Raw genomic sequence first — 26134 nt, 5'->3', positions numbered from 1 at the left:
TTGACTTCACCATTACTTCAAGTCCTAGCGTCCGAGGCATGACTACGCAAGAGGACACCGCTCCGCCGACCGTCGCCGTGCTCGTCGGGAGCGTCCGTCAACCTCGGGTGGGCCGCTCGATCGCCGACTGGTTCGTCACCCACGCGGGTCGCCGCGCGGACCTCGACCTGGACCTCGTCGACCTCGCCGAGGTGCCGCTACCCCTCGTCGACACCCCTCCCGGGGGCAACGCGGCCAGCCCGATCAGTGCCCGGTTGGCCGCCGCTGACGCGTTCGTGGTGGTGACACCCGAGTACAACCACAGCTTCCCGGCCGCCCTGAAGAACGCCATCGACTGGCACTACCGGGAGTGGGCCCGCAAGCCGGTGGCCTTCGTGTCGTACGGCGCCGGTTCCGGCGGCATCCGCGCGGTCGAGCAGCTCCGGCTGGTCTTCGCCGAGGTGCAGGCCGCCACCACCCGCTCCGGGGTGGTGCTGCGGGCACCGTGGGAACGGCTCGACGAGACCGGTCGGCTGGTCGACGACGAGCCGCTGCGACAGGCCGCCGACGCCACGCTGAGCGAGCTGGCCTGGTGGGCCGAGGCGCTGCGCGTTGCCCGTCGGGCCCGGCCCTGAGCCTCGACATGGACGCGTCCGCGCGACGGCTCGGCTGGTACCTGACCCTGGGTGGCCTGCTCGCGGTGATCGACACCACGGTCACCGTGGTGGCCCTGCCGAAGCTGGTCGACGACCTCGACACCAACCTCACCACGATCGGCTGGGTCACCAGCGGCTACGCGCTCGCCCTGGTCGCGGTGATGCCCACCGCCGCCTGGGCGATCGGCCGCTTCGGTGCCCGCCGCACCTACCTGACCGCGCTGCTGCTGTTCACCGCCGGCTCGGTGCTGGCCGGAGCCGCCTGGAACGTCGAGTCGCTGATCGTGTTCCGGGTGCTCCAGGGGTTGGGTGGCGGGCTGCTCAACGCGGTCGGGATGGCCCTCGCGCTCGCTGCGGTGCCAGCGGGGCGGCGAGGACGGATGATGAGCCTGCTCGGCCTGCCGGTCCTGGTCGGGCCCCTGATCGGGCCGGTGCTGGGTGGGCTCCTGCTCGATCACGCGTCCTGGCGGTGGATCTTCTGGATCAACCTGCCGGTGGGGTTGCTGGCGGTGTTGCTCGGCCGATCGGTGCTGCCGGCCGCCGACCCGCGACGACCACCGGTCCGGCTGGACGTCGTCGGGTTGCTGCTGCTCTGCCCCGGCCTGGCGCTGGCGGTGTACGGGCTCAGCGTCACCGGCGAGCGGGGCGGGGTGGTCAGCACACCTGTGCTGCTGCCGCTCGCGCTCGGCTCCACGCTGGTCGTCACCTTCGTCTGGCGGGCCGGCCGGATACGGCAACCACTGCTGAACCTGGCCGTGCTGCGCGCCCCGGGGATGGCCGGAGGCGCCGCGACGGTGGCGTTGTTCGCCGCCGGATACTTCGGCTCGTTCCTGATCATCCCGGCCTACGTGCAGGTGGTACGCGGTGACTCGGCCACCCTGGCCGGGGTGATCGGCATCCCGCAGGCGCTGACCACCGGGCTGATGCTCCAGGTCGCGACCCGGCTCGTCGACCACGTCTCGGCGCGGCGGGTCGTCGGGCTCGGCATCGCCACCGCCGTGGCCGGCACGGTGGCCCGGGTGCTGGTGCTCGACGCCGACACGTCGTACCCGCTGCTGGCCACGTTGGGTGCGGTCATCGGCCTGGGCATGGGCGCGACGCTGATGCCGACGATGACCGCGGCCAGCCGATCGCTCCCGCCCGCCGACCTGCCGTCCGGCTCCACGCTGCTCACCACGGTGTCGCACAGCTCGGTCGCCGCCGGCACCGCGCTGGTCGCCGCCGCCCTGTCCTGGCTGGCGGGCCGGCTCGTCCCGAGCCTGGGCGGCGGGGGCATCACGGCCGCCAGTCGGCTCGACCCGGCGAGCCGGCTCGGCCTCGCGCCGGACCTGGCGCAGGCCACCCGGCTCGCGTTGGCGGTGTCGGCCGTGCTGTTGGCGCTCGCCTGGCTGACCAGCCGGCGACTTCCGTCCGCCGTCGCGGGTGCCGACGAGATGGCCGCCCCGGCGGGAACCGCGGAGTCGGTCAGTAACGCTGGCGCAGCAGCCCGGCGGCCTCGACCGCCCAGTAGGTGAGGATGACCTGCGCGCCGGCCCGCTTGATCGAGGTGAGCGTCTCCAGCATGACCCGCTCCCGGTCGATCCAGCCGTTCGCGGCGGCGGCCTCGACCATCGCGTACTCGCCGGAGACCTGGTAGGCGGCCACCGGGACGTCCACCGCGGCTCGCACCGCCGACACCACGTCGAGGTACGGCAGCGCCGGCTTGACCATCACCAGGTCGGCGCCCTCGGCGACGTCCAACGCCACCTCACGCAGCGACTCGCGCAGGTTGGCCGGGTCCTGCTGGTAGGTGCGCCGATCGCCCTCCAGCGCCGACTCCACCGCCTCCCGGAACGGGCCGTAGAACGCCGAGGCGTACTTCACCGCGTACGCCAGCACGGCCACGTCCTGGTGCCCGGCGGCGTCGAGCGCCTTGCGTACCACGCCGACCTGGCCGTCCATCATCCCGGACGGCCCGACCATGCCGACCCCGGCGGCGGCCTGGGCCACCGCCATCTCGGCGTACGCGGCCAGGGTGGAGTCGTTGTCGACCTCGCCGCCGGGGGTGAGCAGCCCGCAGTGCCCGTGCGAGGTGAACTCGTCCAGGCAGAGGTCGCTCATCACCACCGCGGCGTCGCCCACCTCGGCCACCACGTCGCGGATGGCGACGTTCAGGATGCCGTTCGGGTCGATGCCGCCGGAGCCGGTCGGGTCCCGCCGCTCCGGCACGCCGAAGAGCATGATCCCGCCGACGCCGGCCTGGACCGCCTCGGCCGCCGCCTTGCGCAGCGAGTCCCGGGAGTGCTGGAGCACCCCCGGGAGCGACCCGATGGCACGGGGCTCGGTCAGCCCCTCCTTGACGAACATCGGCACGACCAGCTCGGCCGGGTCGACCCGGGTCTCGGACACCAGCCGGCGGATCGCCGGGGTGCGGCGCAGCCGGCGGGGCCGGATCTCGGGGTACGACATGACAGGCCCTCCTCGAACGACTACCGGAAGCGCAGGGCGGTCGGGCCCTGCACCTTGGAGCCGCGGCGCTGCTTGGCCGGCATGGCGGCCAGCTTCTCGCGCAACTCGACGGCGTAGGCGGCGAGCGCCTCCACCAGGTCGGGCACCGAGGCGTGCGGTGGCTGGACGTCGACCCGCAGGCCGAACTCCGTCGCGGTCTCCGCCGTCTTGGGCCCGATGACGGCAACAACGGTACGCGCGTGCGGCTTCCCGGCGATGCCGACCAGGTTCCGCACGGTGGAGGATGACGTGAACAGGACAGCGTCGAACCCGCCCGACTTGATCGCGTCCCGGATCTCGGCGGGCGGCGGCGCGGCCCGCACGGTCCGGTACGCGGTCACGTCGTCGACCTCCCAGCCGCGCTCGGTGAGCCCGGCGGCGAGCGTCTCGGTGGCGATGTCGGCACGCGGCAGCAGCACCCGGCCCACCGGGTCGAGGATCTCGTCATGCGGGGAGAACTCGGCAAGCAGACCCTCGGAGGACTGCTCCCCGGCGGGGATCAGCTCCGGCTGGATGCCGAACGCGCGCACGGCGTCCGCCGTCGCCTCACCGATGCAGGCGATCTTGACGCCGCCGAAGTGCCGGGCGTCCAGGCCGTGCTCGGCGAACTTCTCCCACACCGCGCGGACCGCGTTGACCGACGTGAAGATCACCCAGGCGTACCGGCCGTCGACCAGGCCCTTGACCGCCCGCTCCATCTGCGCCGGGGTACGCGGCGGCTCGACCGCGATGGTCGGCACCTCGCACGGGATCGCCCCGTACGCCCGCAGCCGCGCGCTCATCGCGCCGGCCTGCTCCTTCGTCCGGGGTACGAGCACCTTCCAGCCGTACAGCGGGCGGTTCTCCCACCAGCTCAGCTTGTCGCGCTGACCCACACCGACACCGACGGTGAGCACCACCCGGCCGGTGAAGCCGAGCGCGGCGGCCACGAAGCTGTCCACCGTCGACGTGGTCGTGTACTGGGTCTCGCCGGTGCCGTCGCCGGTCACGCCGACGCCCGTGGTGCCGTCGACCCCGACGGAGAGCAGCCCGTCCCGGACGGCGGCGAGGTCACCGGCGTCCACGGCGAGCGCGAGCGAACCCCGCCCGACGGCCGCGGCCAGCGCCTCGAAGTCCAGTGCGCTGACGTCCTCGACGTCGGCTGCGGTACGCACACCCGGCAGCGGAACACCCGCGTAGGTGGCCACACCCTCGGCCTGGCCGACACCGGGCACCACCTCGAAGTGGGCGGCGGTGCGGGCCACGGCCTGCACCTCCTTGACCACCGAGTCGTGGCCGAACGGGTCGCCGGCGACCAGGTGCACCGCGTTCAACCCGGAGCGGGCCGCGGAGATCAGCACCTTCGCCACGTCCCCCGGCGCGCCTTCGGCGGGGGTGAACTCGGCATCGTCGGAGGCCTCGGCGCGTACGACGGCGAGCAACGACTCCGGGACTCCCCGGTCGTAGATCACCTGGTCGGCGTCGACCAGGGCGTCGTGGGCCCGACGGGTCAGCAGCCCTGGGTCACCGGGGCCAGCCCCGACGAACGCGATACGGCCGACGGGCTTACGGGTGCGGGTCATTCTGTGCTCCCAAATTGCTGGGTCCCCGGGCCGGTGTGTCCTTCGTGGCCGAGGATCGAGTCGGCGCCGAGGTCGAGGAGTTCGGCGGCGAGTGCCTTACCGATCTCCGCCGCGTCGGCGGGCGTTCCGGTGCGCGACAGCCGGAGGTCACGCGTGCCGTCCGGGCTGATCACCGCCCCGCGCAGGTAGATCTCATCGCCGTCGTCGCCCTCGGCGAGTTCGGCGTAGGCGGCGACGGGTGCGGAGCACCCGGCCTCCAGGGTTGCCAGAAACGCGCGTTCCGCGGTGACCGCGGAACGCGACGGTGCGTGGTCGAGCGTCGCGAGCAGCTCGACCAGGTCGTTGTCGTCGACCCGGCACTCCACGGCCAGCGCGCCCTGGGCGGGCGCGGGCAGCATCAGCATCGGGTCCAGCGTCTCGGTGATCACGTCGACCCGACCGATTCGGGCCAGCCCGGCCCGGGCCAGGACGACGGCGTCGAGGTCGGCCTCGGGGCCGAGCACCCGCGCCAGGCGGGTGTCGATGTTGCCGCGGATCGGGGTGACCTCCAGTTGCAGGCCGAGCGCGTGCAGCTGGGCGATCCGGCGCAGCGCGCCGGTGCCCACGGTGGCTCCGGGCGGCAGCTCGGCGAGCGTCCGGCCGCCCTGGGCGATCAGCGCGTCACGCGGGTCCTGTCGGGCCGGCACCGCGGCGATGTGCAGCCCGGCGGCGGCAGCCGTGGGCAGATCCTTGTAGGAGTGCACCGCGAAGTCGATGGTCCCGGCGGTCAGCGCGTCGCGCAGCGCGGAGACGAACACCCCGACGCCGAGCCGGTGCACCGGCGCGTTGGAACGGTCGCCAGCGGTGACCACCTCGACCAGCTCGACCGGGCGGCCGGTGGCGGCGGTCAGCGCCTCGGCGATCTGCCCGGACTGGGCCATCGCCAGGGTGCTGCCCCGGGTGCCGAGGCGCAGGGGGGCGGTCATCGCGCACCTCCGAAGGGTGGGGTGGGCTCGGCGGCGTCGGCTCCGGGAACCGGGTCGACGCCGGGCAGTGCCATGCCGAGGTCGGGGGTCAGCACGTCCGGCACGGTGTCCACCGGAGAGGTCTGCGGCACCTCGAGGTCGAACAGCTCGCGCAGCAGGGCCGCGTACTGGTCGCCGCCGGGCTCCGCGGCCAACTGGCGGACCTTGACGGTGGGCTGGTGCAGCAGCCGCTGCACGACCCGGTGCACGGTGCGGGCCACCTCGGCGCGCAGGTCGTCGCCGAGGTCGGGGCGACGCTGGGCGAGCCGGCGCAGCTCGGCGGTGACCACGTCGTCGGCCCGGCCACGCAGCGCGGCCACGGTGGGTGCCACGTCGGCACCACGCAGCCAGGTGAGGAAGCTCTCCACCTCGCCCAGCACGATCCGTTCGACGGCGGCGGCGTCCGCGGCGGCCGGACCGTCGGCGAGCAGCGCCGCCATCCGGTCGATGTCGATCACCTCGACGCCGGGCAGCTCGGCGACACCATCCTCCACGTCGCGCGGGACGGCCAGGTCGAGCAGGACCAGCGGGCCCCGGAGCGGGTCCCGTTCGGCAAGCGCCGCGCCGACCACCGCTCGGGTGAGGACCGGTTCGGTGGACGCGGTGGCGGCCACTACGATGTCCACTGTGGAGAGGGTGTCGGCCAGCTCGGTCATCGGAGCGGCGCTCGCCCCGTACGACTCGGCGAGCCGGACGGCCCGGTCCGCGCCCCGGTTGCTGACGGTGAGCGGGCCGGCGCCCAGCCGGGACAGCGTGGCCACCCCGAGTGAGCCCATCGCGCCGGCGCCGACCACCAGGGCCGGGTGGCCGGCGAGGTCGCCGTCGAGGTGCCCGGCGGCCAGCTCCAGCGCGGCGGTGACGACGCTCTGGCCGGCGCGGTCGATGCCGGTCTCGGCGTGGGCCCGCTTGCCGACCCGCAGCGCCTGCTGCATCAGCTCGTGCAGCAGGCGGCCGGCCGAGTCGGCACCGGTGGCCCAGTGGTACGCGTCGCGCAACTGGCCGAGGATCTGCGCCTCGCCGACCACCATCGAGTCCAGACCGGTGGCGACCCGGAACACGTGGTCCACGGCAGCGGTGTCGTAGTGCACGTACAGGTGGCTGGCGAGCGCGGCCGGCGAGCTGCCGGCCTGATCGGCCAGGACGGCGCACACGTCGCCGAGCCCGCCGTGGAAACCGGACACGGCGGCGTAGACCTCCACCCGGTTGCAGGTGGAGACGATCACCGCCTCGGCCACGTAGGGCTGGGCGATCAGGCGATCAAGGGTGCGGGTGAGGTCGGCGGGAGGCACGGCCAGTTGTTCCAGCGTGGCGACCGGGGCGGTCCGGTAGGACGCGCCGACGACGAGCAGTTTCACGTGCCGATCGCCTCCTGGGTGTCGGTGGCCGCGAACCCGCCCGGCAGGGCCGTGAGAGCGGACCCGCCGGTGGCGGGCAGCGCGGTCAGCGACGCCTTGCGGTGCTCGTGGAAGGACAGAATCTGCAGCTCGATGGCGAGATCGACCTTGCGCACGTCGACTCCCTCCGGCACCGAGAGTACGCACGGCGCGAAGTTGAGGATGCTCGTCACGCCGACGGCGACGAGCTGGTCGGCGACCTGCTGGGCGGCCGCGGCCGGGGTGGCGATCACGCCGATCGCGAGGGATTCCTCCGCGGCGACCGTCGCCAGCTCGTCGACATGCCGGACCACCAGGCCGTTGATCTCTTCGCCGACCCGGGAGGGGTCGGCGTCGAGCAGTGCGGCGATCCGGAAGCCCCGGCCGGCGAAGCCGTCGTAACCGGCCAGAGCGTGACCGAGATTACCCACGCCGACCAGGGCGACCGCCCGGCGTTGGGTGAGCCCGAGCACATTCTCGATCTGCTCGATCAGCAGCGCGACGTCGTAGCCGACGCCCCGGGTGCCGTACGAGCCGAGGTGGGAGAGGTCCTTGCGGAGCTTGGCGGAGTTGACGCCGGCTGCGGCGGAGAGCTCCTCGCTGGAGACCGTCTCGTGCCCGGTGTCGGCGAGGTTGTGCAGCGCGCGCAGATATTCCGGAAGCCGAGCGACGGTGGCCTCGGGCAGATCCGGGAGCGCTGGTACGGCACCGGCGCGGCCGGGCGCGCCTGGGTGACGGTGCTGACTCATGAGACTCCGTGCGGTGCGATCCTCGGCCAACTCCGCTGGTCGGCCGCTTATGGACTCCCGCTGGCGACCGAGATTGCCGGCTGTGCTAGCAGGGCGCGTCGGAGTCACAGAGTAGGCGCTTGTGAAGACGTGCACAAATCGCGATCTTGTCGCTGCGCGCCGCGACTCCACCAGCACCTCCATTCCGCAAGATCGATTTAGCGACTTTCGCCCGCGCCGCCCGGCCAATTATTGCTCAATCCCGACTTCTCTGACCAATCCCGCGCCGAGCCTCACAGTGTCGCTCCGCAGGTGGTAGGGGCAGCACTACGGGGGAGAGGCGGGGCTTCGGGATGGGGATCGGAAGCCGCAATGCCTAGCCTTTTCCCATGACCGCCGTTGCCGCCACCAGCGACCAACCCACGCTGGCACCGAGCATTCCCCGCCAACTCTTTGTCGACTCCGGCTACGTGCTACTCGGTCTACCCCTGGCGGTGGCCAGTTTCGTCGTCCTCATCGTCGGCACCGCGGTCGGCATCGGCCTGGTGGTGACTGTCATCGGTCTGCCGATCCTCAGCGGCACCCTGTACACCGCCCGAGGGCTGGCCGACATCGAACGGCTGCGGCTGCCCGCGGTGCTCCGGCAACCCCGGATCCGGCCGCACTACCGGCTGCCCGAGGCGGGCGCGAACGCCTGGCGGCGGATCTTCGTGCCGATGCGGGACGCCCAGTCCTGGCTCGACCTGGCACACGGCATCCTGCGGCTGGTCGCGGCGGCGGCCACCTTCCTGGTGACCGTGATCTGGTGGGCCGCCGCGATCGCCGGCTCGCTCTACTGGGTGTACGACTGGGCGCTGCCCCGGCCAAGTGGCGAGGACCAGGACCTGGCGCAGTTGCTCGGCCTCGGCGACTCGACCACCGCCCGGATCGGTCTGAACACCGCGCTCGGGGTGTTCTTCCTGATCACCCTGCCGATCGTGGTCCGGGGATGCGCGCTGCTGCAGGCCAGCTTCGCCAAGGCCATGCTGACCGGGGTGGCCGAGATGCGCGACCGGATCACGGTGCTGGAGGAGCAGAAACGGGCCGCCGTGTCCGCCGAGGCGTCCGCGCTGCGCCGACTGGAACGCGACATCCACGACGGCCCCCAGCAGCGCCTGGTCCGCCTGGCCATGGACCTCAGCCGGGCCCGGATGCAGCTCGCCTCCGACCCGGAGGCCGCCGGCCTGACCATCGACGAGGCCGTCACCCAGACCCGGGACACGCTGGCCGAGCTGCGGGCGCTGTCCCGGGGCATCGCCCCGCCGATCCTCGTCGACCGGGGCCTGCCCAGCGCCCTGGCCGCGATCGCCGGGCGCGGGCTGATCCCGATCGAACTCCAGGTGGACCCGCAGCTCGGCACCCCGGGCGGGCGGCTCGACCCGGCGGTGGAGAACACCGCGTACTTCGTGGTGTCCGAGGCGTTGACGAACGTCGCCAAACACGCACGGGCCACCGAGGCCGTGGTGGCCGTCGCCCGGCAGGGCGCCCACCTCCAGGTGCGGGTGGGCGACGACGGACAGGGCGGCGCACACCTGGCCAAGGGGCACGGACTCGCCGGCATCGCCGACCGGGTCCGGGCCGCCGGCGGCGAGCTGGCGGTGATCAGCCCGGTCGGCGGCCCCACCGAGATCCGCGCCGAGCTACCGCTGTGACCAGTCCCGCGCCGCGCACACACGACCGGCCGGACGTGGTAGACAACACAGCCATGCGCATCGTGATCGCCGACGACGCCGTCCTGCTCCGGGAGGGGCTGGTCCGGCTGCTGACCGAGAGTGGGCACGAGGTGGTGGCCGCCGTCGGGGACGGCGACGCGCTCGTCAAGGCGGTGGTGGAGCACCAACCGGACGTGTCGATCGTCGACGTCCGGATGCCGCCGTCGCACACCGACGAGGGACTCCGGGCGGCGGTGGAGGCACGCCGACTGGTGCCGCGTACCCCGATCCTGGTGCTCTCCCAGTACGTCGAGGTCTCGTACGCCGATGATCTGCTGGCCACCGGCGGCGCCGGCGGCGGCATCGGCTACCTGCTCAAGGACCGGGTCGCCGCGATCGAGGAGTTCCTGGACGCGCTGCGCCGGGTGGCGGCCGGCGGCACGGTGCTCGACCCGGAGGTGGTCGGCCAACTCTTCGCCCGACGCCGCCGCGACGACCCGCTGCGCGAGCTGACCCCCCGCGAGCGTGAGGTGCTCGCCCTGATGGCCGAGGGACGCTCGAACACCGCCATCGCCCGCGCCCTGGTGGTCAGCGACGGCGCGGTGGAGAAGCACGTGCGCAACATCTTCACCAAGCTCACCCTGCCGCCGGACACCGAGCAGCACCGGCGGGTGCTGGCCGTCCTCACCTACCTGCGGAACTGACCTCCCGCGCCAGGTCGACCGCGTCGGTGAGGGTGTCGGCCACCGGGTGACCGGAGGCGCGCAACCGGGCCGGGTCGGTGAACCCGCCGCTGTAGAGCACCGCACGGCCGCCCACCGCGAGCGCGGCGTCCGCGTCGTCGATGGAGTCCCCGATCAGCACCACCGACGCGCCGTCCACGCCCAGCTCCGCCAGGTGCGACCGGAGCGACTCGGCCTTGCGGCCGCCGCCGACCGTGGCCCGCAGCCCGTCGACCCGGGTGAAGTGGCCGGTCAACCCGTACGTGTGCACGGTCGGCACCAGCTCCTCGTGGAACCACATGGAGAGCAGACTCTGACTGCCCGGCCAGGCGGCCATCGCGGCGCGCGCGTCGGCCGCGAGCTCACAGGTGGTCAAACCGGTGCGGTACGCGTCGTGGAAGATCTTGTCCAGTCGACCGAACTCGTCGTCGTCGACGGCCTGCCCGAGCACCTCGGCGTAGTACTCGGCGATCGGCCGACGGAACCGCACCCGGTGCTCGTCCAGGCTGACCGTCGGCCCACCAAGGCTCGTGAACACGACGTTCGTGGCGGACACCACGAGGCTGAGGTCGTTGAGCAGGGTGCCGTTCCAGTCCCAGACGAGGTGCGGCGGTGCGGAGGTCATCAGAGCACCATAGGCACTCCTCAGAGCTGTGGCGTGGTCAGGTCCCGCAGCAACCGGTCCTCCTCGACCCGCCAGTAGCCGTGCTCCTTGCCGTCGAGCAGCACCACCGGCAGTCGGTCTCCGTACTCCCTCTCCAGCCCCTCGTCGTCGGTGACGTCCCACTCGACCCACTTGTCGCCGGTGACCGCCACCACCCGGTCGAGAGCCGCCTTGGCGTCGTCGCACAGGTGGCAGCCGGGTCGGGTGATCAGGGCGAGCCGGGCGTCACTGGACATCGCTTACCTCCGTCTGGGGTTTCGGCGCTCGCCGGCAGGTCGGTCGGCACGGGCACCTGTCGCGCCGACGCCGTCACCACGTACGCCCGCACAGTCTCGCCGGTTCGCGGATGCGGCACACCCGGTACCGCCGACTCGGTCTGCGTGGTGATCAAGTCTGGCACAGGGGCCGGCGACCGGCCACGACCGACGGACGGGACGGGTGTTCGGGCGGCGCGACCGCAGCGTCCCGTCCACGGGACTGTCCGGTGTGCCATCGGCGATCCGATCAAGTCCCGCCGATGGGATGGGTGGCGTCGTCCGCAGACGTTTCGGCCACGCCCGCGCGGCCACCCGTGACGATCGGGTCCACCGAACGGGCGACAGGCCACGACCAGGGCATCCACCGAGGAACATCGGGTCGACGGAAAGTCAATCGCACACGACGGACAACCGGTCCGGCAGTGGTCGAACGGAGCGGGAAATACTTCCGCCTTGTGTAACGGACTTGCCACGCGCGGGTGACGTTGGCCCTATTATCACTCGGGTCGGCTCACCCCATTTGCCGTGAGTCGACACCCCTCAGCCCGAGGAGGCCCCCGTGCCTGTTAGCGCATTGGACCAGCACCTCCAGGGGATTTGCCGCCCATCGGCAACCCCCGTGACCGTCCTGCCCGACCGACTGCCCGGTCGGTCCGCCCCGACAACGCACAGACCGGCCCATCCGGCGACCGACGGGACGGGGGCAACTCGGTGACCACCTTCGGTTACGCGGAACGCCCGCTCGGCCTGACCGGCCAGCCGGCACGCTCACACGTCAACGAGAGACCGACGGCCCGCGCCCCGCTGGACGAACCGCACGGCGCCGCCGTGCGGGGCGACGGCGCGACCCAACGCACCCGCAGCCGGCCACACCACAACGAGCCGCCGCCGCGGCCCGTGGTGCCCGGCGGAAACGCACGGCCAACCGGCGGCCGGGTCGCCGTTCCACCCCGACCGACAATGCCGGCGCAGGGTCGACGGGTCAGCGACACACCGACGGTGACCACCGATCCGGCGGCGGGCGAGACGGCGGTGATCCCGGTGGTGCCGGCCACCACCGCCACCACCCCGACCGGCTTCCCGAGCCGCCCGGACCCGTCCGACCCGGCCACCGAGGTCTGGACTCTCATCGAGCGCGCCCAGGCCGGCGAGTCCGAGGCGTTCGGTCTGATCTACGACCGGTACGTGGACACCGTGTTCCGGTTCATCTACTTCCGGGTCGGCAACCGCCAACTCGCCGAGGACCTCACCTCGGACACCTTCCTGCGTGCGCTCAAGCGGATCGGCAGCTTCACCTGGCAGGGCCGCGACCTCGGCGCCTGGCTGGTGACGATCGCCCGCAACCTGGTCGCAGACCACTTCAAGTCGGGCCGGTACCGGCTGGAGGTCACCACAGGTGACGTGCTCGACGCCGATCGGGAGGACCGGGGCCCGGAGGGCAGCCCGGAGGCGGCGGTGGTGGAACACATCACTAACGTCGCGCTACTCACCGCCGTCAAGCAGCTCAACCCGGAGCAGCAGGAGTGCATCGTGCTCCGCTTCCTCCAGGGCTTCTCGGTCGCCGAGACAGCTCGCGCGATGGGCAAGAACGAGGGTGCCATCAAGGCCCTCCAGTACCGCGCCGTGCGTGCCCTGGCCCGACTGCTCCCGGACGGCTTTCAGCCGTAGTTTGTGGCGGCGGGACCGATGGGCGTCGATCGACGTCCGTGCAGCTCAGGGTCGGTCCCGCCCGGTGACGACGATCACTTTCTGTAATTTCCGCCCCGCCAGGCCCGTAACCCGTGCCCGGTCCGCCGCGTTTCTCCGGGTGCGACCGGTGGTTGTCCCGGCAGGCCGGGGCACCGAGGTCCGACCGGCGAGCCGGCGGCACCTCACCTCCGTGGTGTCACACTGCCGCCCGGTCCCCGGCATTGACGGCGGCCGACCGGCCGTGACCAGCGAGAGGAGGTGCCTGCGGTGGACGACATCCTCTTCTCTCGCCGGCGCGCCGAGCGCTTCGCGCAGCTTCTCGACGAGGCCAACGGCGCTCGGCGACACCACGTACGAGCCCGGGTGGACAGCCAACTCGCGCCCCTCGTCGCGGTGGGCCAACGGATCAGGACCGACCCTCCGGCTGTCGAGGTGGACCAGGACTTCCGGACCGGTCTGCGGGCGATGCTGCTCGCCACCGCCGAACGGGAAGGGCTCGGCACCGCGCCGACGGCCGGCGAACCTGCCGCCACGCGTCCGGCCACGACCGCCCGGGGCCGGCTGCTGCCGGCGGTCACCGCCCGGCGGGCCCGAGCCCGGGGCGCGATCCTGGTCGGCATCGCCGCCGGCGCCATCGCCGTCTCCGGCATCTCCGCCGCCAGCGAGAACGCGGTGCCCGGCGACGCGCTGTACGGCATGAAGCGCTCGACCGAACGGGCCCAGCTCGCCCTGGCCAGCTCCGACATCAGCCGCGGTCAACTCTTCCTGGACTTCGCCCGGACCAGACTCGCCGAGGCCTCCAAGCTGCGCGGCGACCGGATCGGCTACAGCGCTGTCCTCGACGACATGGACGCCGACACCCGGCAGGGTGTCCGCCTGCTGACCACCGCGGCGGCGCAGCGGGCGGAGCCGGGCAGCCTGGAGACGCTCAACACGTTCGTCACCAGCCAACGCCGGGCGGTCAGCGGTCTGCTCGACGGGAGCACCCGCGTCGACCGGGAACGGACCCAGCGGTCCCTGCGCCTGCTGGACAGCATCCGGGAGCGCTCCGACACGCTGGGCGCGGCGATCGCCTGCGGCCTGCCGGCCCCGACCACCAGCGACACCCTCGGCCCGTACCCGAGCGCCTGCCCCGGGGCGCGCTGACCCCCTCCCCCTATACCGCACGTCCGACCGGCCTCGCCACAGTTCGTTCTGTGCCCGGCCGGTCGACCGTGCGCGGCGGCTACCCTCGCTAGGGCATGTGTCAGAAGCCCCCGGCCAGGGGCTTCGACATGCCCTGGGGCATCCGTCGTTACCGGTGAGGAAGGGAGTCGAGTGGCGCGCACCCGCAAGGTGACGGTCAGCACCGACGCCCACGGGCACACCGCGGGCTGGGCCGAGACCGACCTGACCCCCGCCGTCACCCCCGCACCGGACCCGACCGCTGCGGCCTTCTTCGACGTGGACAACACGATGATGCAGGGCGCGTCGATCTACTGGTTCGCCCGTGGGCTCGCCTCCCGCAACTACGTCACCACCGCCGACCTGGCCCGCTTCGCCTGGCAGCAACTGCGGTTCCGGCTGTTGGCCCGGGAGCACGCCGGTGACATGTCCCTGGCCAAGGAGGCCGCGCTGGCCTTCGTCGAGGGCTGGCGGGTCGACGACGTGGAGCACCTCGCGGAGGAGATCTTCGACGAGATGATGGCTCCCCGGATCTGGGCCGGCACCCACCAACTCGCGCAACGGCACCTGGCGGCCGGCCAGCGGGTCTGGCTGGTCAGCGCCGCCCCGGTGGAGATCGGCCGGGTGATCGCCGCCCGGCTCGGCCTGACCGGTGCCATCGGCACGGTGGCCGAGGTGGTGGACGGGGCGTACACCGGGCGGTTGGTGGGTGACCTGATGCACGGGCCGGCGAAGGCCGAAGCGGTCACCCAACTCGCCGCCGTGGAAGGGCTCGACCTGATCCGCTGCGCGGCCTACAGCGACTCGGCCAACGACCTGCCGCTGCTCTCCGCCGTGGGCCGGGCGGTGGCGGTCAACCCGGACGGCGCCCTGCTGCGGCAGGCACGCCAGCACGGCTGGGAGGTACGGGACTTCCGCACCGGACGCCGGGCGGTCAAGATCGCCGTACCGTCGACGGCGGCGGCCGGGCTGGTCGTCGGCGCCGTCACCGCCGGGCTGGCGTTGCAGCGCCGCCGCCGCGCCGGCTGAGAAACCTCAGGGACCGAACGGGTCCGGCCGTCGCTCCAGCAGTGTGTGCAGGGTCTGCTGGATGGTCTCCCGCACCTGGTCGGCGAGGTTGAAGACCACAAGCGGGTCGTCCGCCGAGTCGGTCAGGTGCGCGGTGGGGATCGGCGGACAGAACTCGATCAGCCACTTGCTCGGCAGCGGCACCATGCCCAGCGGCCCGAGCCACGGGAAGGTCGGCGTGACCGGGAAGTAGGGCAGCTTGAGCAGCCGCGCCAGGGGCTTGATGTCGGCGAGCATCGGATAGATCTCCTCGCCGCCGACGATGGCGACCGGCACGATCGGGGTGCCGGTGCGCAGCGCCGCCGAGACGAACCCGCCCCGCCCGAACCGTTGCAGCTTGTACCTGTCGGCGTAGAGCTTGCCGATGCCCTTGAAACCCTCGGGGAACACCCCGACCAGGTCGCCGCCGCCGAGCAGCCGCTCGGCGTCCGGGTTGCAGGCCACCGTGCCACCGGTCTTGCGGGCCAACTCGGACACCACAGGCATCCGGAAGACCAGGTCGGCGCCGAGCAGCCGAAGGTAGCGGTGGGCCGGATGCTTGTCGTGCAGCGCCGCCGAGAGGATCAACGCGTCCAGCGCCACAGTCCCCGAGTGGTTGCCGACCACCAGGGCGGGTCCGTCGACGGGCACGTGCTCGATGCCACTGACCTCGGTGCGGAACCAGTCCCGGTAGAGCAGCCGCAGCAGGGGGTGGAAGACCGCGTCGGTCAACTCCGAGTCGAAACCGAACTCGTCGACCTCGTAGTCGCCGGAGAGGCGCCGGCGCAGGAAGGCCAGGCCGTTGGCGACCTTGCGGTCCCAGTGGTCCCCCGGCCGGTCCCGCACCGCCGGCGCGGTGCCGCCCGAAGCCGGAGAGCCGACCAGGTCACCCCCGGGCTCGTCGGTGGCCGCGGTGTCGACCTCGTCGCCCGGCGTCGAGGTCGGGGTCGGGGTCGGCGCGACCTGGGCGGCCGGCCGATGTCCGTTACGCCGCGCCGGCTCCACGTCCATCGCGGGCGGCCGCGGTACGTCGAAACGCCCGATCCCCTGCGGCTCGCGCCCCTCCCCCGGCCCGGTCACGGTGCCACCTCGGTTCGCGACTGCGGGGCTCGCAAAACCGGCTCACTCCTCGCGCTCACGACGACCGCTCTCGGACTGCGGAGCGGACCTGCCGGATGCCGTCCAGGACGAGTTGCTCGGCGGCGGCCAACTGACCCCGGGTGACGACCACCCCGCCCTGGTGGGCGCGGATGAAGTCCTCGAACGCCTTGGCGGTGGAGCGGGGCGTGAAGCCGTACTCCTGCTCAAGCCGGCTGGTGTCGACCACCCGGCCGTGCACGAAGAGGTCGACCTGGTCCAGGCCGTAACGGCCGAAGCCCATGCTGCGGGCCAGCGCGGCGGCACCGGAGAGACCCGGTTCAAGCACCGGTACGGCGACCCGACCGGCCCGCCGGATCGCCTGCGACAGCGACAGCACCCCCGGACCGGCGACGTTGTAGGTGCCGGGATGGTCCTCCACGATCGACAGGTGCAGCACCTCCAACGCGTCGTCGAAGTGCAGGAACTGCAACCGAGGATCACGGCCGAAGACCGTCGGCACGAACGGCTGAGCGAAGTAGCGGGTCAACGTGGTGTCGGCGGTCGAGCCGATGAACGGGGCGAAGCGCAGCACCGTCGCGGTGACGTCGGACCGGCGGCGCCGGAAGCCACGGACGTACCCCTCAAGGTCGAGAATGTCGCGGCCGAAACCGCCGCGCGGCACCTCGCGGGGCTCGGTCTCCTCGGTGAAGACCGCCGGATCCCGGAACGACACCCCGTACGCGGCGGTCGACGAGCGGACCACGAGCTTGCGCAGCCGTGGTGCCCGTTGGCAGGCGGCGAGGAGCTGCATGGTGCCGATGACGTTCTGGTCCTTCATCCCGGACCGGCCACCGTGCTGCGGGTCGGGGGAGCTGACCAGGGCGAGGTGCACGACGGCGTCGACGTCCAGGTCGGCGAGGAGGCCACCGAGCGAACCCGGGTCGACGCGGAGCCGTTCGACCCGGTCCAGCAGGTCGGTGAACTCGGTGCCGGACTCCGGTGCGTCGACGCCGATGACCCGCTCGATACGCGGGTCGGCGGCCAGCCGGGCCGCCACGTGGGCACCGAGGTAGCGGCCTACCCCGGTGACGAGGACGACCCCCGGAGCACCTGAGGTGCCACCGGGGGTCATCTGACGCACCTACCCCGGCAGGATGGACCGAGCCGGGACGACCACGGCCTGATCACCTGAGCCTCCGGGGGTCGACAGTTTGGCAAGTGCCGCCGAACGCCGGGCACGGAGCCCGGCGGCGATCACTTGCCGAGACGGCGACGCTGGACGCGGGTCTTACGCAGCAGCTTGCGGTGCTTCTTCTTAGCCATGCGCTTACGGCGCTTCTTGACCACCGAGCCCATACGACAGCCTTTCGATACAACGTGCGGGGCGGACCGGATGACACCACGCAGGTGGCGACGGCGACCGCTTGCGGACAACGGACCGGACCAGTCTGGGCGGCGGGGCGCACCGGTGGGGTCTCGGTCGGGCTCCAGGGTAGCCGGAGGGCCTCAGCCGGACCAACGCGCCCCCGTCGATGCCGGTTGGACGGCACCTGGGAAGCCGAACGACGACTCAGGCGGTCTCTTGGAAAGCGCCCCGGAGATATTCGTGCACCGCGTGCTCGGGCACCCGGAACGACCTGCCGACCCGGACGGCGGTGAGCTCACCGCTGTGCACCAGGCGATAGACAGTCATCTTCGAGACCCGCATGACCGTCGCCACCTCCGCGACGGTCAGGAACCTGACCTCCGACAGTCGCCCGTCGGACTGTGACCCGGCCATGGCTCACCAACCCATCCCATGCCCGGCGCGTGCCAACCCGACGGATGCTCCGGGCCGGGCGGCGACGCGCGTGTTACCAGTACGGTAGCGGGGCGGCTGTGACCGGCGCGATCCCTTCGTACAACTGATCATGTTTCTTCTCGCCGTTCACCCGATCCACACTCCCGGAATCTCCCCACCCGCGCCCCGCGTCCGGTTGCTCCGACGCCGCCCCGGCGTCTCCGTCGCTCCGGCGCTGTTCACTCGGCGCGCAGCGCGACCACCGGGTCGAGTCGGCCGGCGCGCTGCGCGGGGACGACCCCGAAGACGATGCCCACCACGGCGGACACCCCGAAGGCGAGCGCCAACGACCACCAGGTGATCGCGGCCGGGATCGGCGACAGCCCGTCGATCAGCAGGGCGGTGCCCACGCCCAGCGCCATCCCGGTCACCCCACCGATCGTGGTGAGCAGCACCGCCTCCAGCAGGAACTGCACACCGATGTCGCGGGGGCGGGCCCCGACGGCCTTGCGCAGCCCGATCTCCCGGGTCCGCTCCCGCACGCTCACCAGCATGATGTTGGAGACCCCGACACCGCCGACGAGCAGGGAGATGCCGGCGATGGCCGCGAGTACGCCGGTGAGGATGCCGAGGATGTCGCCGAGCACACCGAGGATCTGCTGCTGGGTGACCGCGCTGAACTCGGTGTCCGGGTGGCGGCGGTTCAGCTCCGCGACGATCCGTTCGCCCAGCTCGTCGATCCGTTCCCGGTCCGGGGCCTTCACGGCGATGCCGTCCACCCGCTGGGTGCCCCAGAGCCGCTGCGCGGCGGTCACCGGCACGTGCACCTCGTCGTCCCGGTCGACGCCGAGGCTCTGCCCGAGGGGCGCGAAGGTGCCGATCACCCGGAACCGCACCCCGGCCAGCGTCACCTGCTGGCCGAGCGGGTCCCGGTCCGGGAAGAGCGTGCGGGCCACCGCGTCGCCGAGCACCGCCACCCGTCGGCTGGTGTCCACGTCGGTGCGGGTGAGATAGCGGCCCCGGGCCAGCGACCGCGTGAACACCGTCGGGGTGGTCTCCAGCACCCCCTGCACGGTGGTGAAGTCGGAACGGGCACCGGCTCGCGCGGTCGCTCCGGAGGCGACGGTGACCGCCACCAGGTCGGGGTCGCCGACCACCCGGCTGACGGCGTCGACGTCCTTGAGGGTCAGCGGCGAGACCACCGGCGCGTTGCCCACCTCGATCCGGCCGGGGACCACCAGCAGCAGGTTGGAGCCGAGGCCCTCGACCTGCTGTTCGACCTTCTGTTTGGTGCCGGTGCCGATGGCCACCAGCAGGACCACCGAGGCGACCCCGATGATCACCCCGAGCATGGTCAGCGCGCTGCGCAACCGGTTGGCCCGCAGGGCGTCCAGCGCCACCCGCCACGCCTCGGCGACCCTCACGCCGCGCCCCCCGGCCGCTCGACCTCGGGCCGCTCGACCTCGGGCCGGCCCGGATCGGCCTCCCGCGGAAGGCGCCCGGTGGCTCCGGCGGCGCCACCGAAGCCACCGGACGGGTGCCCCGGGCCGCTTCCGGACGCGGACCGGGGCTCCGCGCTGGGAGCGGAGACCAGTGTCGCAGGTCGACAGGTATCGACGGACGGCGGTCGATCATGAGGGGTGTCGCTGTCCGACACGACCACTCCGTCGCGCATCGTGATCCGCCGCTGGGCTCGGGCCGCCACCTCCTGGTCGTGGGTGACCATCACCAGCGCCACCCCGGACTCCACGTTCAACTGCTCCAACAGCTCCAGCACCGCCGTGCCCGTGACGCTGTCCAGGTTGCCCGTCGGTTCGTCGGCCAGCAGCACCGTCGGCTCGGTGACAAGCGCGCGGGCGATCGCCACCCGTTGCTGCTCCCCGCCGGACATCTGGTTGGGCCGGTGGTCCAGGCGGTGCCCGAGGCCGACCCGGCCGAGCATCCCCGCTGCCCGCTCCCGACGCTGCCGCGCCGGCACGCCCCGGTAGACGAGCGGAAGGGCCACGTTCTCCACCGCAGAGGTACGCGGCAGCAGGTGGAACGCCTGGAAGACGAAACCGATCGTCTCGTTGCGCAGGGCGGCCATCTCCGGCGGCGCGAGGGTGTTGACGTCCCGACCGCCGATCACCAACCGGCCACCGGTCGGCCGGTCCAGCCCGCCGAGGAGATGCATGAGTGTGGACTTGCCCGAGCCGGACGGACCGACCAGGGCCACGTAGTCGCCCGGTCGCACGACGAGGGACACCCCGCGCAACGCCTCGACGGACACCCCGTCCAGTTGGTACGTCCGGGACACCTCCACCGCCTCGATCGCCGGCGGGGCGTCGGTCACCGCACCTCCTGGCCGTCACGCACCTGGTCGGTGCCGCGCACCACGATCCGGTCGCCGGGCTGCACGCCGTTGAGGATCTGCACCAGATCCGACCCCTGGACGCCCACGGTGACCGCCGCCCGGCCCGCCCGGCCGTCGCGGACCACCCAGACCGCGTCCCGGCCGTCGGCGGAGAACACCGCCGAGGCGGGTACGGTCACCGCGTCGGCGGCCTCGCGGACCCGCAGGTGCACTATCGCGTTCATGCCCGGGCGGGGCGTCGGGGCCGGCGCGTCCTCGGCCAGCTTTCCGGCGCCCAGCGAGAGGCGCACCCGGTAGGTCACCCCGCCCTGGGCGGAGTTGGTGGGCAGCACGTCCACCGAGCGGACCGTCGCGTCGTAGCTGGCGCCGCTGACCGCGTCCAACTCGACGGTGGCGGTCACACCGGCCCGGACCAGCAGCACGTCGGTCTCGTCCACCTCGGCGAGCAACCCCAACTGCCCGGTGTCCACAACTGTCAGCACCGGTGTGCCGGCGGTGACCTGGCCGCCGACCGCGACCGCGTCGTCCACCCCGGCGGGCGGCCCGCCCTGGCCGGGCGTCAGCACGGACGGGTCGATGCCGCCCGCCTGGGCGCCACCGGCCTGCTCCAACAGCCCCGCGAGGCCACCGCTCGGGCCACCGCCGGCCCGGGTGCCGCCCGGTTGCACGATGCCGGCGATCGGCGCGCGCAGGGTCAACGCGTCGACTGTCACCTTCGCCAGGTCGTACGCCTGCTGGGCCTGTAGCCGTTGCGCCGCGGAGAGCGCCCCGACGGCCGAGCTCAGCCCGTTGATCCCCCGCTGCACCGCGCGGACGGCCTGGTCGGCGCTGCGCGCGGCGGCGGCGTACTGCCGCTGCGCGGCCGTCACCTGGGTCAGCAGGGCGTCCCGCACCTGCGGGTCGGCGATCTTCTCGGCGGCCTTACGGGTGGCGTCGAACGCCTCGTCGGCCGCCCTGTCGGTGCCACGTCGACTGCTGGTCAGGTTGCCGGTGGAGACACCCCGACCGGCGCGCTTCGCCGCGTCCAACGCCTCCTTCGCCTGACGCAGCCGCTGCTGGGCCGCGGGCGAGTCGACGACGGCGAGGACCTGACCACTCTTCACCCGCTGTCCGGGTTGGACACGCAGGCTCCTCAGCGTGCCGTCGGCGGGAGCGGTGAGGGTCGCGGCGGCGCGGGCGGTCACCGTCGCCGGGGCATCGATCAGCTCGCTGACCGGGTTGCGGGCCGCCGACGCCAGCGCGAGGTCGGTGTCGTCGTCGCCGCACGAGGCAGCGGTGGTGAAGGTGAGGACGGCGACGGCGGTCAGGGCGACGAGCAGGCGAGGCCGGATGGTGCTGCCCGGCCGAGGTGACTGAGGGCGGCGCACCCATCGATGGTACGGCGCACCGTCGCGCCACCCGCGAGCACGTCAGGCGGTGGCGGCGCGGACATACGCGACGCACTCGTCGTGCAGCGTCGACCACTGCTCGCCGAACGCCTCCTCGGCGGCCACGTCGAGGGTCTTGCGCTCGTGCACCACGGCCTTGAAGAAGGTGAGCAACCGCTGCGGCCCGTACCTGTCGACGAGGTGCCGGACGGCCAGGTAGCCGACACCGTAGCTGCCGCCGACCTGCTCGGCGGAGGCGTCGTCGGCCGGGTTGACGCCCGCCAACTTGCCGTCCCACCTGCCCCGGACCAGTTTGCGTACCTCGGCGAGCCCCTCGTACCTGTCGACCGCCTGACCCCCGGCGCCGGCGAACTCGGCCAGCCCCTCCACCAGCCACCAGGTGGTCTTGCCGGGGTAGCCGCGTTCCGGCAGCGAGGCCGCGTGGGTCAACTCGTGCCGGAGCAGGTCGTCGGTGCCGCTGCTGGGAAGCCCGTCGGCGTTGAGCACCACCTCGTGGTGGCCGCCGCCCACGGTCACCGCGTAACCGCCGGTCCACCCCGGCCGGTCACCGCCGTACCAGCGCTTCCACTCGGCGCGACCGGCGTAGAAGATCCGGTAGCGGTCCGGTGGCGAGCCCGCGACCACGTACCCGTCGGCGACCTTGGCCGCCGCCTCGGCCTGGGCCAGCAGGCCGGGCAGCTTGCCGCGTAGCGCCGGGGTGGTGGCGACGATGGTCCGCGCGCCGATCGCCACGACCAGGTCGCTGACCTCCCACGGTCGGGTGCCGGTCTCCACCGACTTGGATTCCTCAATGGCGACCAACCGGGGCTGGTCGCCGTTCTCCCGCCAGCGGGTGCCGATCAGCACCGGACTGGGCCGGCAGTTCGGCGCGACGAAGCAGTACTGGAAGCGGACCAGGAGCCGCCACTCCCCCGGCTTGCCGATGATCGGGGCGGGCAGGCCACTCGGTTCGGCCCGCCAGACGGTCACCTTCAGCTCGCGGAGTGCTGAGAAGCGTCGGCGCAGCTCGGTGTGCACGACGGGCTCGGCGATCGCGAGGAAGCCGGCGCGGTCACCGCCGAGCAGCGCCGCGGACTGCCTGTCGAGCTGGGCGGTCATCCGGTCGGTCAGCTCGCGGGCCGCGGCGGTGGCGGGGTCGTCGGCCGTCGAGGCGCCGGCCCGGCTGATCGTGGATCGGGCGCCACCCTCTCGGATCACGCCGACGACGAGCAGCGCCGGCAGGCCGCAGCCCAGCAGCAGGACGACCACCACGAGCACCGTCCACAGCGGCCAGAGCCGCCGTGGTGCTGGCTGCTGCACCCCGTCAGTCACCCGCCGAAGGGTACGACCATCCGTCGGCCGGGGCGAAGCCGCCCCGGCCGATCGGTCCGGTCCGTCGGCCGGGGCGAAGCCGCCCCGGCCGATCGGTCCGGTCCGTCGGCCGAACCGGGGGAACTACTTCTTGGAGATCAGGGCGCGGCCGAAGAAGACCAGGTTGGCGGGGCGCTCGGCGAGCCGGCGCATCAGGTAGCCGTACCACTCGTCGCCGTACGGGACGTAGGTGCGCACCGTGTAGCCCTCGCCGGCCAGACGGGTCTGCTCCTCCGGGCGGATGCCGTAGAGCATCTGGAACTCGAAGCGCTCCGGTCCCCGGTCGAACCAGCGGGCCCGGTCCTCGCCGATCGCGATCATCCGAGGGTCGTGGGTGGCGAGCATCGGGTAGCCGTCGCCGGACATCAGGATGTTCAGGCAGCGGACGTACGACTTGTCGACCTCCCGGGCCGACTGGTACGCCACCGACTCCGGCTCCTTGTACGCCCCCTTGCACAACCGCACCCGCGACCCGGCCGAGGACAGCTCCCGGCAGTCCGACTCGGTCCGGCGCAGGTACGCCTGGAGCACGGCCCCGGTCGACGGGAAGTCCTTGCGAAGCCGGCTGAGGACCTCGAGCGTCGAGTCGGTGGTGGTGTGGTCCTCCATGTCCAGGGTGACGGTGGTGCCCGCCGCGTCCGCCGCCGTGCAGATCGCCCGCGCGTTGTCGTACGCCAACTGCTCGTCGAACATCTGTCCGAGAGCGGAGAGCTTCACGCTCACCTCGGCGGGCGGGGTGAGCCCGGCGCCGCCGAGCATCTTCAGCACCTTCAGGTATTCGTCCCGGGTGGCGATGGCCTGCTCGGGGGTGACGGTGTCCTCACCGAGGTGGTCGAGGGTGACCGCGAGACCGTTGTCGACGAGCTCGCGGGTCGCGCGCAACGCGTCGTCGGTGGTGGCGCCGGCGACGAACCGGCGAACGACGTCCCGGGTGTACGGGGCGGTCGCGACGAGCCGCTCGACCTGGGATGACCGGGAGGCGGCGAGGATGACGGAACGGAGCATGAGCCGAGCGTATCGCCCCTGCCAGGACCCCCGCCGAGGGGCGGGGAGGGTCGCCCCGGACCCGGGGGCGGGGCAACGGCGGTGGCGCCCATCGGCTACAACGATGCCGTGGACCAACGCCCCCGCCGCCGGCTACGGTCGGCCTCCGTGCAGCTCGGCGCGCTCACCGCTCTCGCGCTCGCCCTCTCCGGCTGCAACATGACCTCTGACGACGACGATGACGACGACTGCGCCCTCGGGCCGGTCGGCGGCGGCGACACGGTCGCGTTGGCGATGCGGGTCCCCGACCCGGCCGCCGGCCGCGCCGCCCCGGAGCCGACCACGGCAGCCCTGCCCGATCGGGGTGGGTTCGGCACCCACCTCGCCTCCTGCGGCGGCTGAGGTGCGCCGCGAGAAGGTCACGCCCCGACCCGACTGGGACGCCACCATCCGGGCGCAGGGTCTGGTCTACGTCGACACCGAGCTGCCCGACGGCGGGATCATGTCGTACTGGGACGAGACCGGCGCGTACGCCTTCGACCTCGACGAGGTGCTGCGGCTGGAGGAGGCCACCGAGGAGCTGCACCGGATGTCGGTGGCCGCCGCCGCGCACGTGGTGGCCACCCGCCGGTACGCCGATTTCGGCATCCCGGAGTGGGCGGCCGACGCCGTGGCCCGGTCGCTGCGGGAGGCCCCACCCACCCTCTACGGGCGCTTCGACCTGGCGTACGACGGCACCTGGCCACCGAAGATGCTGGAATACAACGCGGACACCCCCACCGCGCTCGTCGAGGCGAGCATCATCCAGTGGTACTGGCTGGAGCAGACCCGGCCGGAGCTGGACCAGTGGAACAGCCTGCACGAGCGACTGGTCGGCGCCTGGGCCAAGATCGGGGCCGGGCTGCACGACCGACGGGTGCACGTGCTCTGGTCGAACGAGGAGGAGTCGGGCGAGGACCAAGTGACCGCCGGCTACCTCGCCGAGACCGCCCGTCAGGCCGGCCTCGACGTCGAGCTGCTTCCGATCCAGAAGATCGGCTGGGACGGCAGGCGTTTCGTCGACGCCGACGACCGTCCGGTGACCACGTGCTTCAAGCTCTACCCGTGGGAGTGGATGCTGGCCGAGCCGTACGGGCCGGCGGCGCTGACCCCGGGCACCCCGACCACCTGGATCGAGCCGGCGTGGAAGCTGCTGCTGTCCAACAAGGCGCTGCTGGCGGTCCTCTGGGAGCTGTACCCCGACCACGAGCTGCTCCTTCCCGCCTACCTCGACTCGCCGCGCGGCATGACGGAGTACGTGGCCAAGCCGCTGCTCGGCCGGGAGGGCGGCTCGGTACGCATCGTCACCGCCGAGGAGGAGATCACCAATCCGGGGATCTACGGGGACGAGGGCTGGTGCTACCAGGAGTTCCGGGCGTTGCCGCAGTTCGACGGCAACCGGATGGTGCTGGGCAGCTGGATCGTCGACGGTGAGTCGGCCGGCGTGGGCGTGCGGGAGAGCGCGAGTCTGATCACCGACGGCTACGCGAGGTTCCTGCCGCACTACATCGACGCGGCACGCACCCCATGAGTCGTCTACCGTTGGGGCGTGAACTTCGACGCGTACGCCCGGACCGGCGTTGACCTGGTCAACGCCCGCCTGGACGACCTCGACGACCTGCGGGCCCTCTTCCCCGACGAGAACGCCTGGATGCGCGACGAGGTCGCGGACCGGGACGTCGCGATCTTCCGGCGAGCCCAGAAACGGTTGCGCGACGTCTTCGAGTACGGCACCTCGGGGCGGGACGGCCAGGCTGTCACCGAGCTGAACGCGCTGCTCGAGGCCTTCCCGGTGCAGCCGCGCATCTCCGGGCACGACTCCAGCGACTGGCACATGCACGTGACCAGCCGGGGCGCCTCGGTCAGTGCCGAATACCTGGCCGGCGCGGTCTGGGGGTTGTCGGTCTGGCTCTGCGAGTACGGCAGTGCCCGGTTCGGGGTCTGCGCCGACGAGCGGTGCGGCAACGTCTACCTGGACACGTCGTCCAACTGTTGCCGGCGGTTCTGCTCGGAGCGCTGCGCCACCCGCTCGCACGTGGCGGCGCACCGGGCCCGCAAGCGGGCGGCGGTCGGTGAGCAGGTGCCGGTCGCCGCGCAGCCGACGAGCGCCGTGGACGCGCTCTCACCGGTCAGCTGA

26 protein-coding genes are annotated in these 26134 nt (G+C 72.6%); 10 read left to right on the top strand and 16 right to left on the bottom strand.

Annotation, left to right across the window (positions count from 1 at the left end):
- The first annotated feature begins 38 nt into the window (after positions 1-38).
- Both ACGFH8_RS22115 and ACGFH8_RS22110 read left to right on the top strand, forming a co-directional pair.
- Entirely contained in the window at positions 39-614 is a 576-nt protein-coding gene (locus ACGFH8_RS22115) for an NADPH-dependent FMN reductase (RefSeq protein WP_393369952.1), read from the top strand.
- Between the two features lie 8 nt (positions 615-622).
- A complete protein-coding gene (locus tag ACGFH8_RS22110) occupies positions 623-2149 on the top strand; it encodes a DHA2 family efflux MFS transporter permease subunit (RefSeq protein WP_393369950.1) in 1527 nt (508 codons plus the stop codon).
- Here the strand turns inward: ACGFH8_RS22110 and hemB are convergent.
- Genes hemB through ACGFH8_RS22085 form a run of 5 tightly spaced genes read right to left on the bottom strand, consistent with a single transcriptional unit; the run spans position 2100 to position 7810 of the window.
- Complete coding sequence (gene hemB / locus ACGFH8_RS22105) at positions 2100-3083, bottom strand: porphobilinogen synthase (protein ID WP_393369947.1); 984 nt, start codon at positions 3081-3083, stop codon at positions 2100-2102. The two genes, ACGFH8_RS22110 and hemB, sit on opposite strands and share 50 nt — an antisense overlap.
- Before the next feature lie 20 nt (positions 3084-3103).
- Positions 3104-4684 (bottom strand): uroporphyrinogen-III synthase, encoded by a 1581-nt coding sequence (locus ACGFH8_RS22100; protein WP_393369944.1) that lies wholly within the window; start codon positions 4682-4684, stop codon positions 3104-3106.
- Positions 4681-5649 carry a hydroxymethylbilane synthase gene (hemC, locus tag ACGFH8_RS22095; RefSeq protein ID WP_393369941.1) on the bottom strand — a complete coding sequence of 323 codons (969 nt, stop codon included), beginning with the start codon at positions 5647-5649 and terminating at the stop codon, positions 4681-4683. The genes ACGFH8_RS22100 and hemC overlap by 4 nt, the downstream gene beginning before the upstream one ends.
- A complete protein-coding gene (locus ACGFH8_RS22090; protein WP_393369938.1) occupies positions 5646-7043 on the bottom strand; it encodes a glutamyl-tRNA reductase in 1398 nt (465 codons plus the stop codon). The genes hemC and ACGFH8_RS22090 overlap by 4 nt, the downstream gene beginning before the upstream one ends.
- Positions 7040-7810 carry a redox-sensing transcriptional repressor Rex gene (locus ACGFH8_RS22085; RefSeq protein ID WP_357807847.1) on the bottom strand — a complete coding sequence of 257 codons (771 nt, stop codon included), beginning with the start codon at positions 7808-7810 and terminating at the stop codon, positions 7040-7042. Before ACGFH8_RS22085 ends, ACGFH8_RS22090 begins: the two co-directional genes overlap by 4 nt.
- A gap of 368 nt (positions 7811-8178) precedes the next feature.
- On the opposite strand from ACGFH8_RS22085, the gene ACGFH8_RS22080 reads away from it, so the two are divergent.
- Together ACGFH8_RS22080 and ACGFH8_RS22075 are read left to right on the top strand one after the other, a co-directional pair.
- Positions 8179-9480 carry a sensor histidine kinase gene (locus ACGFH8_RS22080; RefSeq protein ID WP_393369935.1) on the top strand — a complete coding sequence of 434 codons (1302 nt, stop codon included), beginning with the start codon at positions 8179-8181 and terminating at the stop codon, positions 9478-9480.
- Positions 9481-9533: 53 nt separating this feature from the next.
- A complete protein-coding gene (locus tag ACGFH8_RS22075; RefSeq protein ID WP_393369932.1) occupies positions 9534-10184 on the top strand; it encodes a response regulator transcription factor in 651 nt (216 codons plus the stop codon).
- Here ACGFH8_RS22075 and ACGFH8_RS22070 read toward each other — a convergent pair.
- Together ACGFH8_RS22070 and ACGFH8_RS22065 are read right to left on the bottom strand one after the other, a co-directional pair.
- A complete protein-coding gene (locus tag ACGFH8_RS22070) occupies positions 10165-10827 on the bottom strand; it encodes an HAD family hydrolase (RefSeq protein WP_393369930.1) in 663 nt (220 codons plus the stop codon). The two genes, ACGFH8_RS22075 and ACGFH8_RS22070, sit on opposite strands and share 20 nt — an antisense overlap.
- Positions 10828-10847: 20 nt before the next feature.
- Positions 10848-11102: a glutaredoxin family protein gene (locus tag ACGFH8_RS22065; RefSeq protein ID WP_357253871.1), complete on the bottom strand. Its 255-nt coding sequence runs from the start codon at positions 11100-11102 to the stop codon at positions 10848-10850.
- A 732-nt stretch (positions 11103-11834) separates the two neighbouring features.
- On the opposite strand from ACGFH8_RS22065, the gene ACGFH8_RS22060 reads away from it, so the two are divergent.
- The 3 genes from ACGFH8_RS22060 (at position 11835) to ACGFH8_RS22050 (ending at position 15005) form a co-directional block, all read left to right on the top strand.
- Entirely contained in the window at positions 11835-12791 is a 957-nt protein-coding gene (locus ACGFH8_RS22060; RefSeq protein ID WP_393369926.1) for an ECF subfamily RNA polymerase sigma factor, BldN family, read from the top strand.
- 279 nt (positions 12792-13070) lie between these two features.
- Positions 13071-13958 carry a DUF5667 domain-containing protein gene (locus tag ACGFH8_RS22055; protein ID WP_393369923.1) on the top strand — a complete coding sequence of 296 codons (888 nt, stop codon included), beginning with the start codon at positions 13071-13073 and terminating at the stop codon, positions 13956-13958.
- A gap of 171 nt (positions 13959-14129) precedes the next feature.
- The gene (locus ACGFH8_RS22050) at positions 14130-15005 is read left to right on the top strand and encodes an HAD family hydrolase (RefSeq protein WP_393369920.1); all 876 of its coding nucleotides are present in this window, start codon (positions 14130-14132) and stop codon (positions 15003-15005) included.
- 6 nt (positions 15006-15011) lie between these two features.
- Here the strand turns inward: ACGFH8_RS22050 and ACGFH8_RS22045 are convergent, their stop codons facing one another.
- From ACGFH8_RS22045 to ACGFH8_RS22005, 9 genes are all read right to left on the bottom strand, one after another.
- The gene (locus tag ACGFH8_RS22045) at positions 15012-16103 is read right to left on the bottom strand and encodes a lysophospholipid acyltransferase family protein (protein ID WP_393369918.1); all 1092 of its coding nucleotides are present in this window, start codon (positions 16101-16103) and stop codon (positions 15012-15014) included.
- Positions 16104-16158: 55 nt separating this feature from the next.
- Complete coding sequence (locus ACGFH8_RS22040; RefSeq protein WP_393369916.1) at positions 16159-17235, bottom strand: NAD-dependent epimerase/dehydratase family protein; 1077 nt, start codon at positions 17233-17235, stop codon at positions 16159-16161.
- A 122-nt stretch (positions 17236-17357) separates the two neighbouring features.
- Positions 17358-17459, bottom strand: coding sequence for a 30S ribosomal protein bS22 (locus ACGFH8_RS22035; protein ID WP_007465623.1), 102 nt, complete (start codon positions 17457-17459; stop codon positions 17358-17360).
- Between the two features lie 214 nt (positions 17460-17673).
- Positions 17674-17883: a helix-turn-helix domain-containing protein gene (locus ACGFH8_RS22030; RefSeq protein WP_110563213.1), complete on the bottom strand. Its 210-nt coding sequence runs from the start codon at positions 17881-17883 to the stop codon at positions 17674-17676.
- Positions 17884-18122: 239 nt separating this feature from the next.
- Positions 18123-19307 carry an ABC transporter permease gene (locus tag ACGFH8_RS22025; protein WP_393369913.1) on the bottom strand — a complete coding sequence of 395 codons (1185 nt, stop codon included), beginning with the start codon at positions 19305-19307 and terminating at the stop codon, positions 18123-18125.
- The gene (locus ACGFH8_RS22020; RefSeq protein ID WP_393369910.1) at positions 19304-20215 is read right to left on the bottom strand and encodes an ABC transporter ATP-binding protein; all 912 of its coding nucleotides are present in this window, start codon (positions 20213-20215) and stop codon (positions 19304-19306) included. Before ACGFH8_RS22020 ends, ACGFH8_RS22025 begins: the two co-directional genes overlap by 4 nt.
- Positions 20212-21603 carry an efflux RND transporter periplasmic adaptor subunit gene (locus ACGFH8_RS22015; protein ID WP_393369907.1) on the bottom strand — a complete coding sequence of 464 codons (1392 nt, stop codon included), beginning with the start codon at positions 21601-21603 and terminating at the stop codon, positions 20212-20214. Before ACGFH8_RS22015 ends, ACGFH8_RS22020 begins: the two co-directional genes overlap by 4 nt.
- Positions 21604-21645: 42 nt before the next feature.
- Entirely contained in the window at positions 21646-22935 is a 1290-nt protein-coding gene (locus tag ACGFH8_RS22010; RefSeq protein ID WP_393369905.1) for a hypothetical protein, read from the bottom strand.
- A 123-nt stretch (positions 22936-23058) separates the two neighbouring features.
- The gene (locus tag ACGFH8_RS22005) at positions 23059-23979 is read right to left on the bottom strand and encodes a proline dehydrogenase family protein (RefSeq protein ID WP_393369903.1); all 921 of its coding nucleotides are present in this window, start codon (positions 23977-23979) and stop codon (positions 23059-23061) included.
- A gap of 108 nt (positions 23980-24087) precedes the next feature.
- Between ACGFH8_RS22005 and ACGFH8_RS22000 the strand changes: the two genes are divergently transcribed.
- The 3 genes from ACGFH8_RS22000 to ACGFH8_RS21990 are packed head-to-tail and all read left to right on the top strand — an operon-like array spanning position 24088 to position 26134.
- A complete protein-coding gene (locus ACGFH8_RS22000; protein ID WP_393369900.1) occupies positions 24088-24360 on the top strand; it encodes a hypothetical protein in 273 nt (90 codons plus the stop codon).
- A gap of 1 nt (position 24361) precedes the next feature.
- Positions 24362-25528, top strand: a complete 1167-nt coding sequence (locus tag ACGFH8_RS21995) for a glutathionylspermidine synthase family protein (protein WP_393369897.1) — start codon at positions 24362-24364, stop codon at positions 25526-25528.
- 18 nt (positions 25529-25546) lie between these two features.
- Complete coding sequence (locus ACGFH8_RS21990; RefSeq protein ID WP_393369895.1) at positions 25547-26134, top strand: CGNR zinc finger domain-containing protein; 588 nt, start codon at positions 25547-25549, stop codon at positions 26132-26134.

Source organism: Micromonospora sp. NPDC049175 (genome assembly GCF_043197345.1).
GTDB lineage: Bacteria > Actinomycetota > Actinomycetes > Mycobacteriales > Micromonosporaceae > Micromonospora.
The sequence above is the reverse complement of the archived record's forward strand: the minus strand, read 5'-3'. Positions and strand labels throughout refer to the sequence as shown.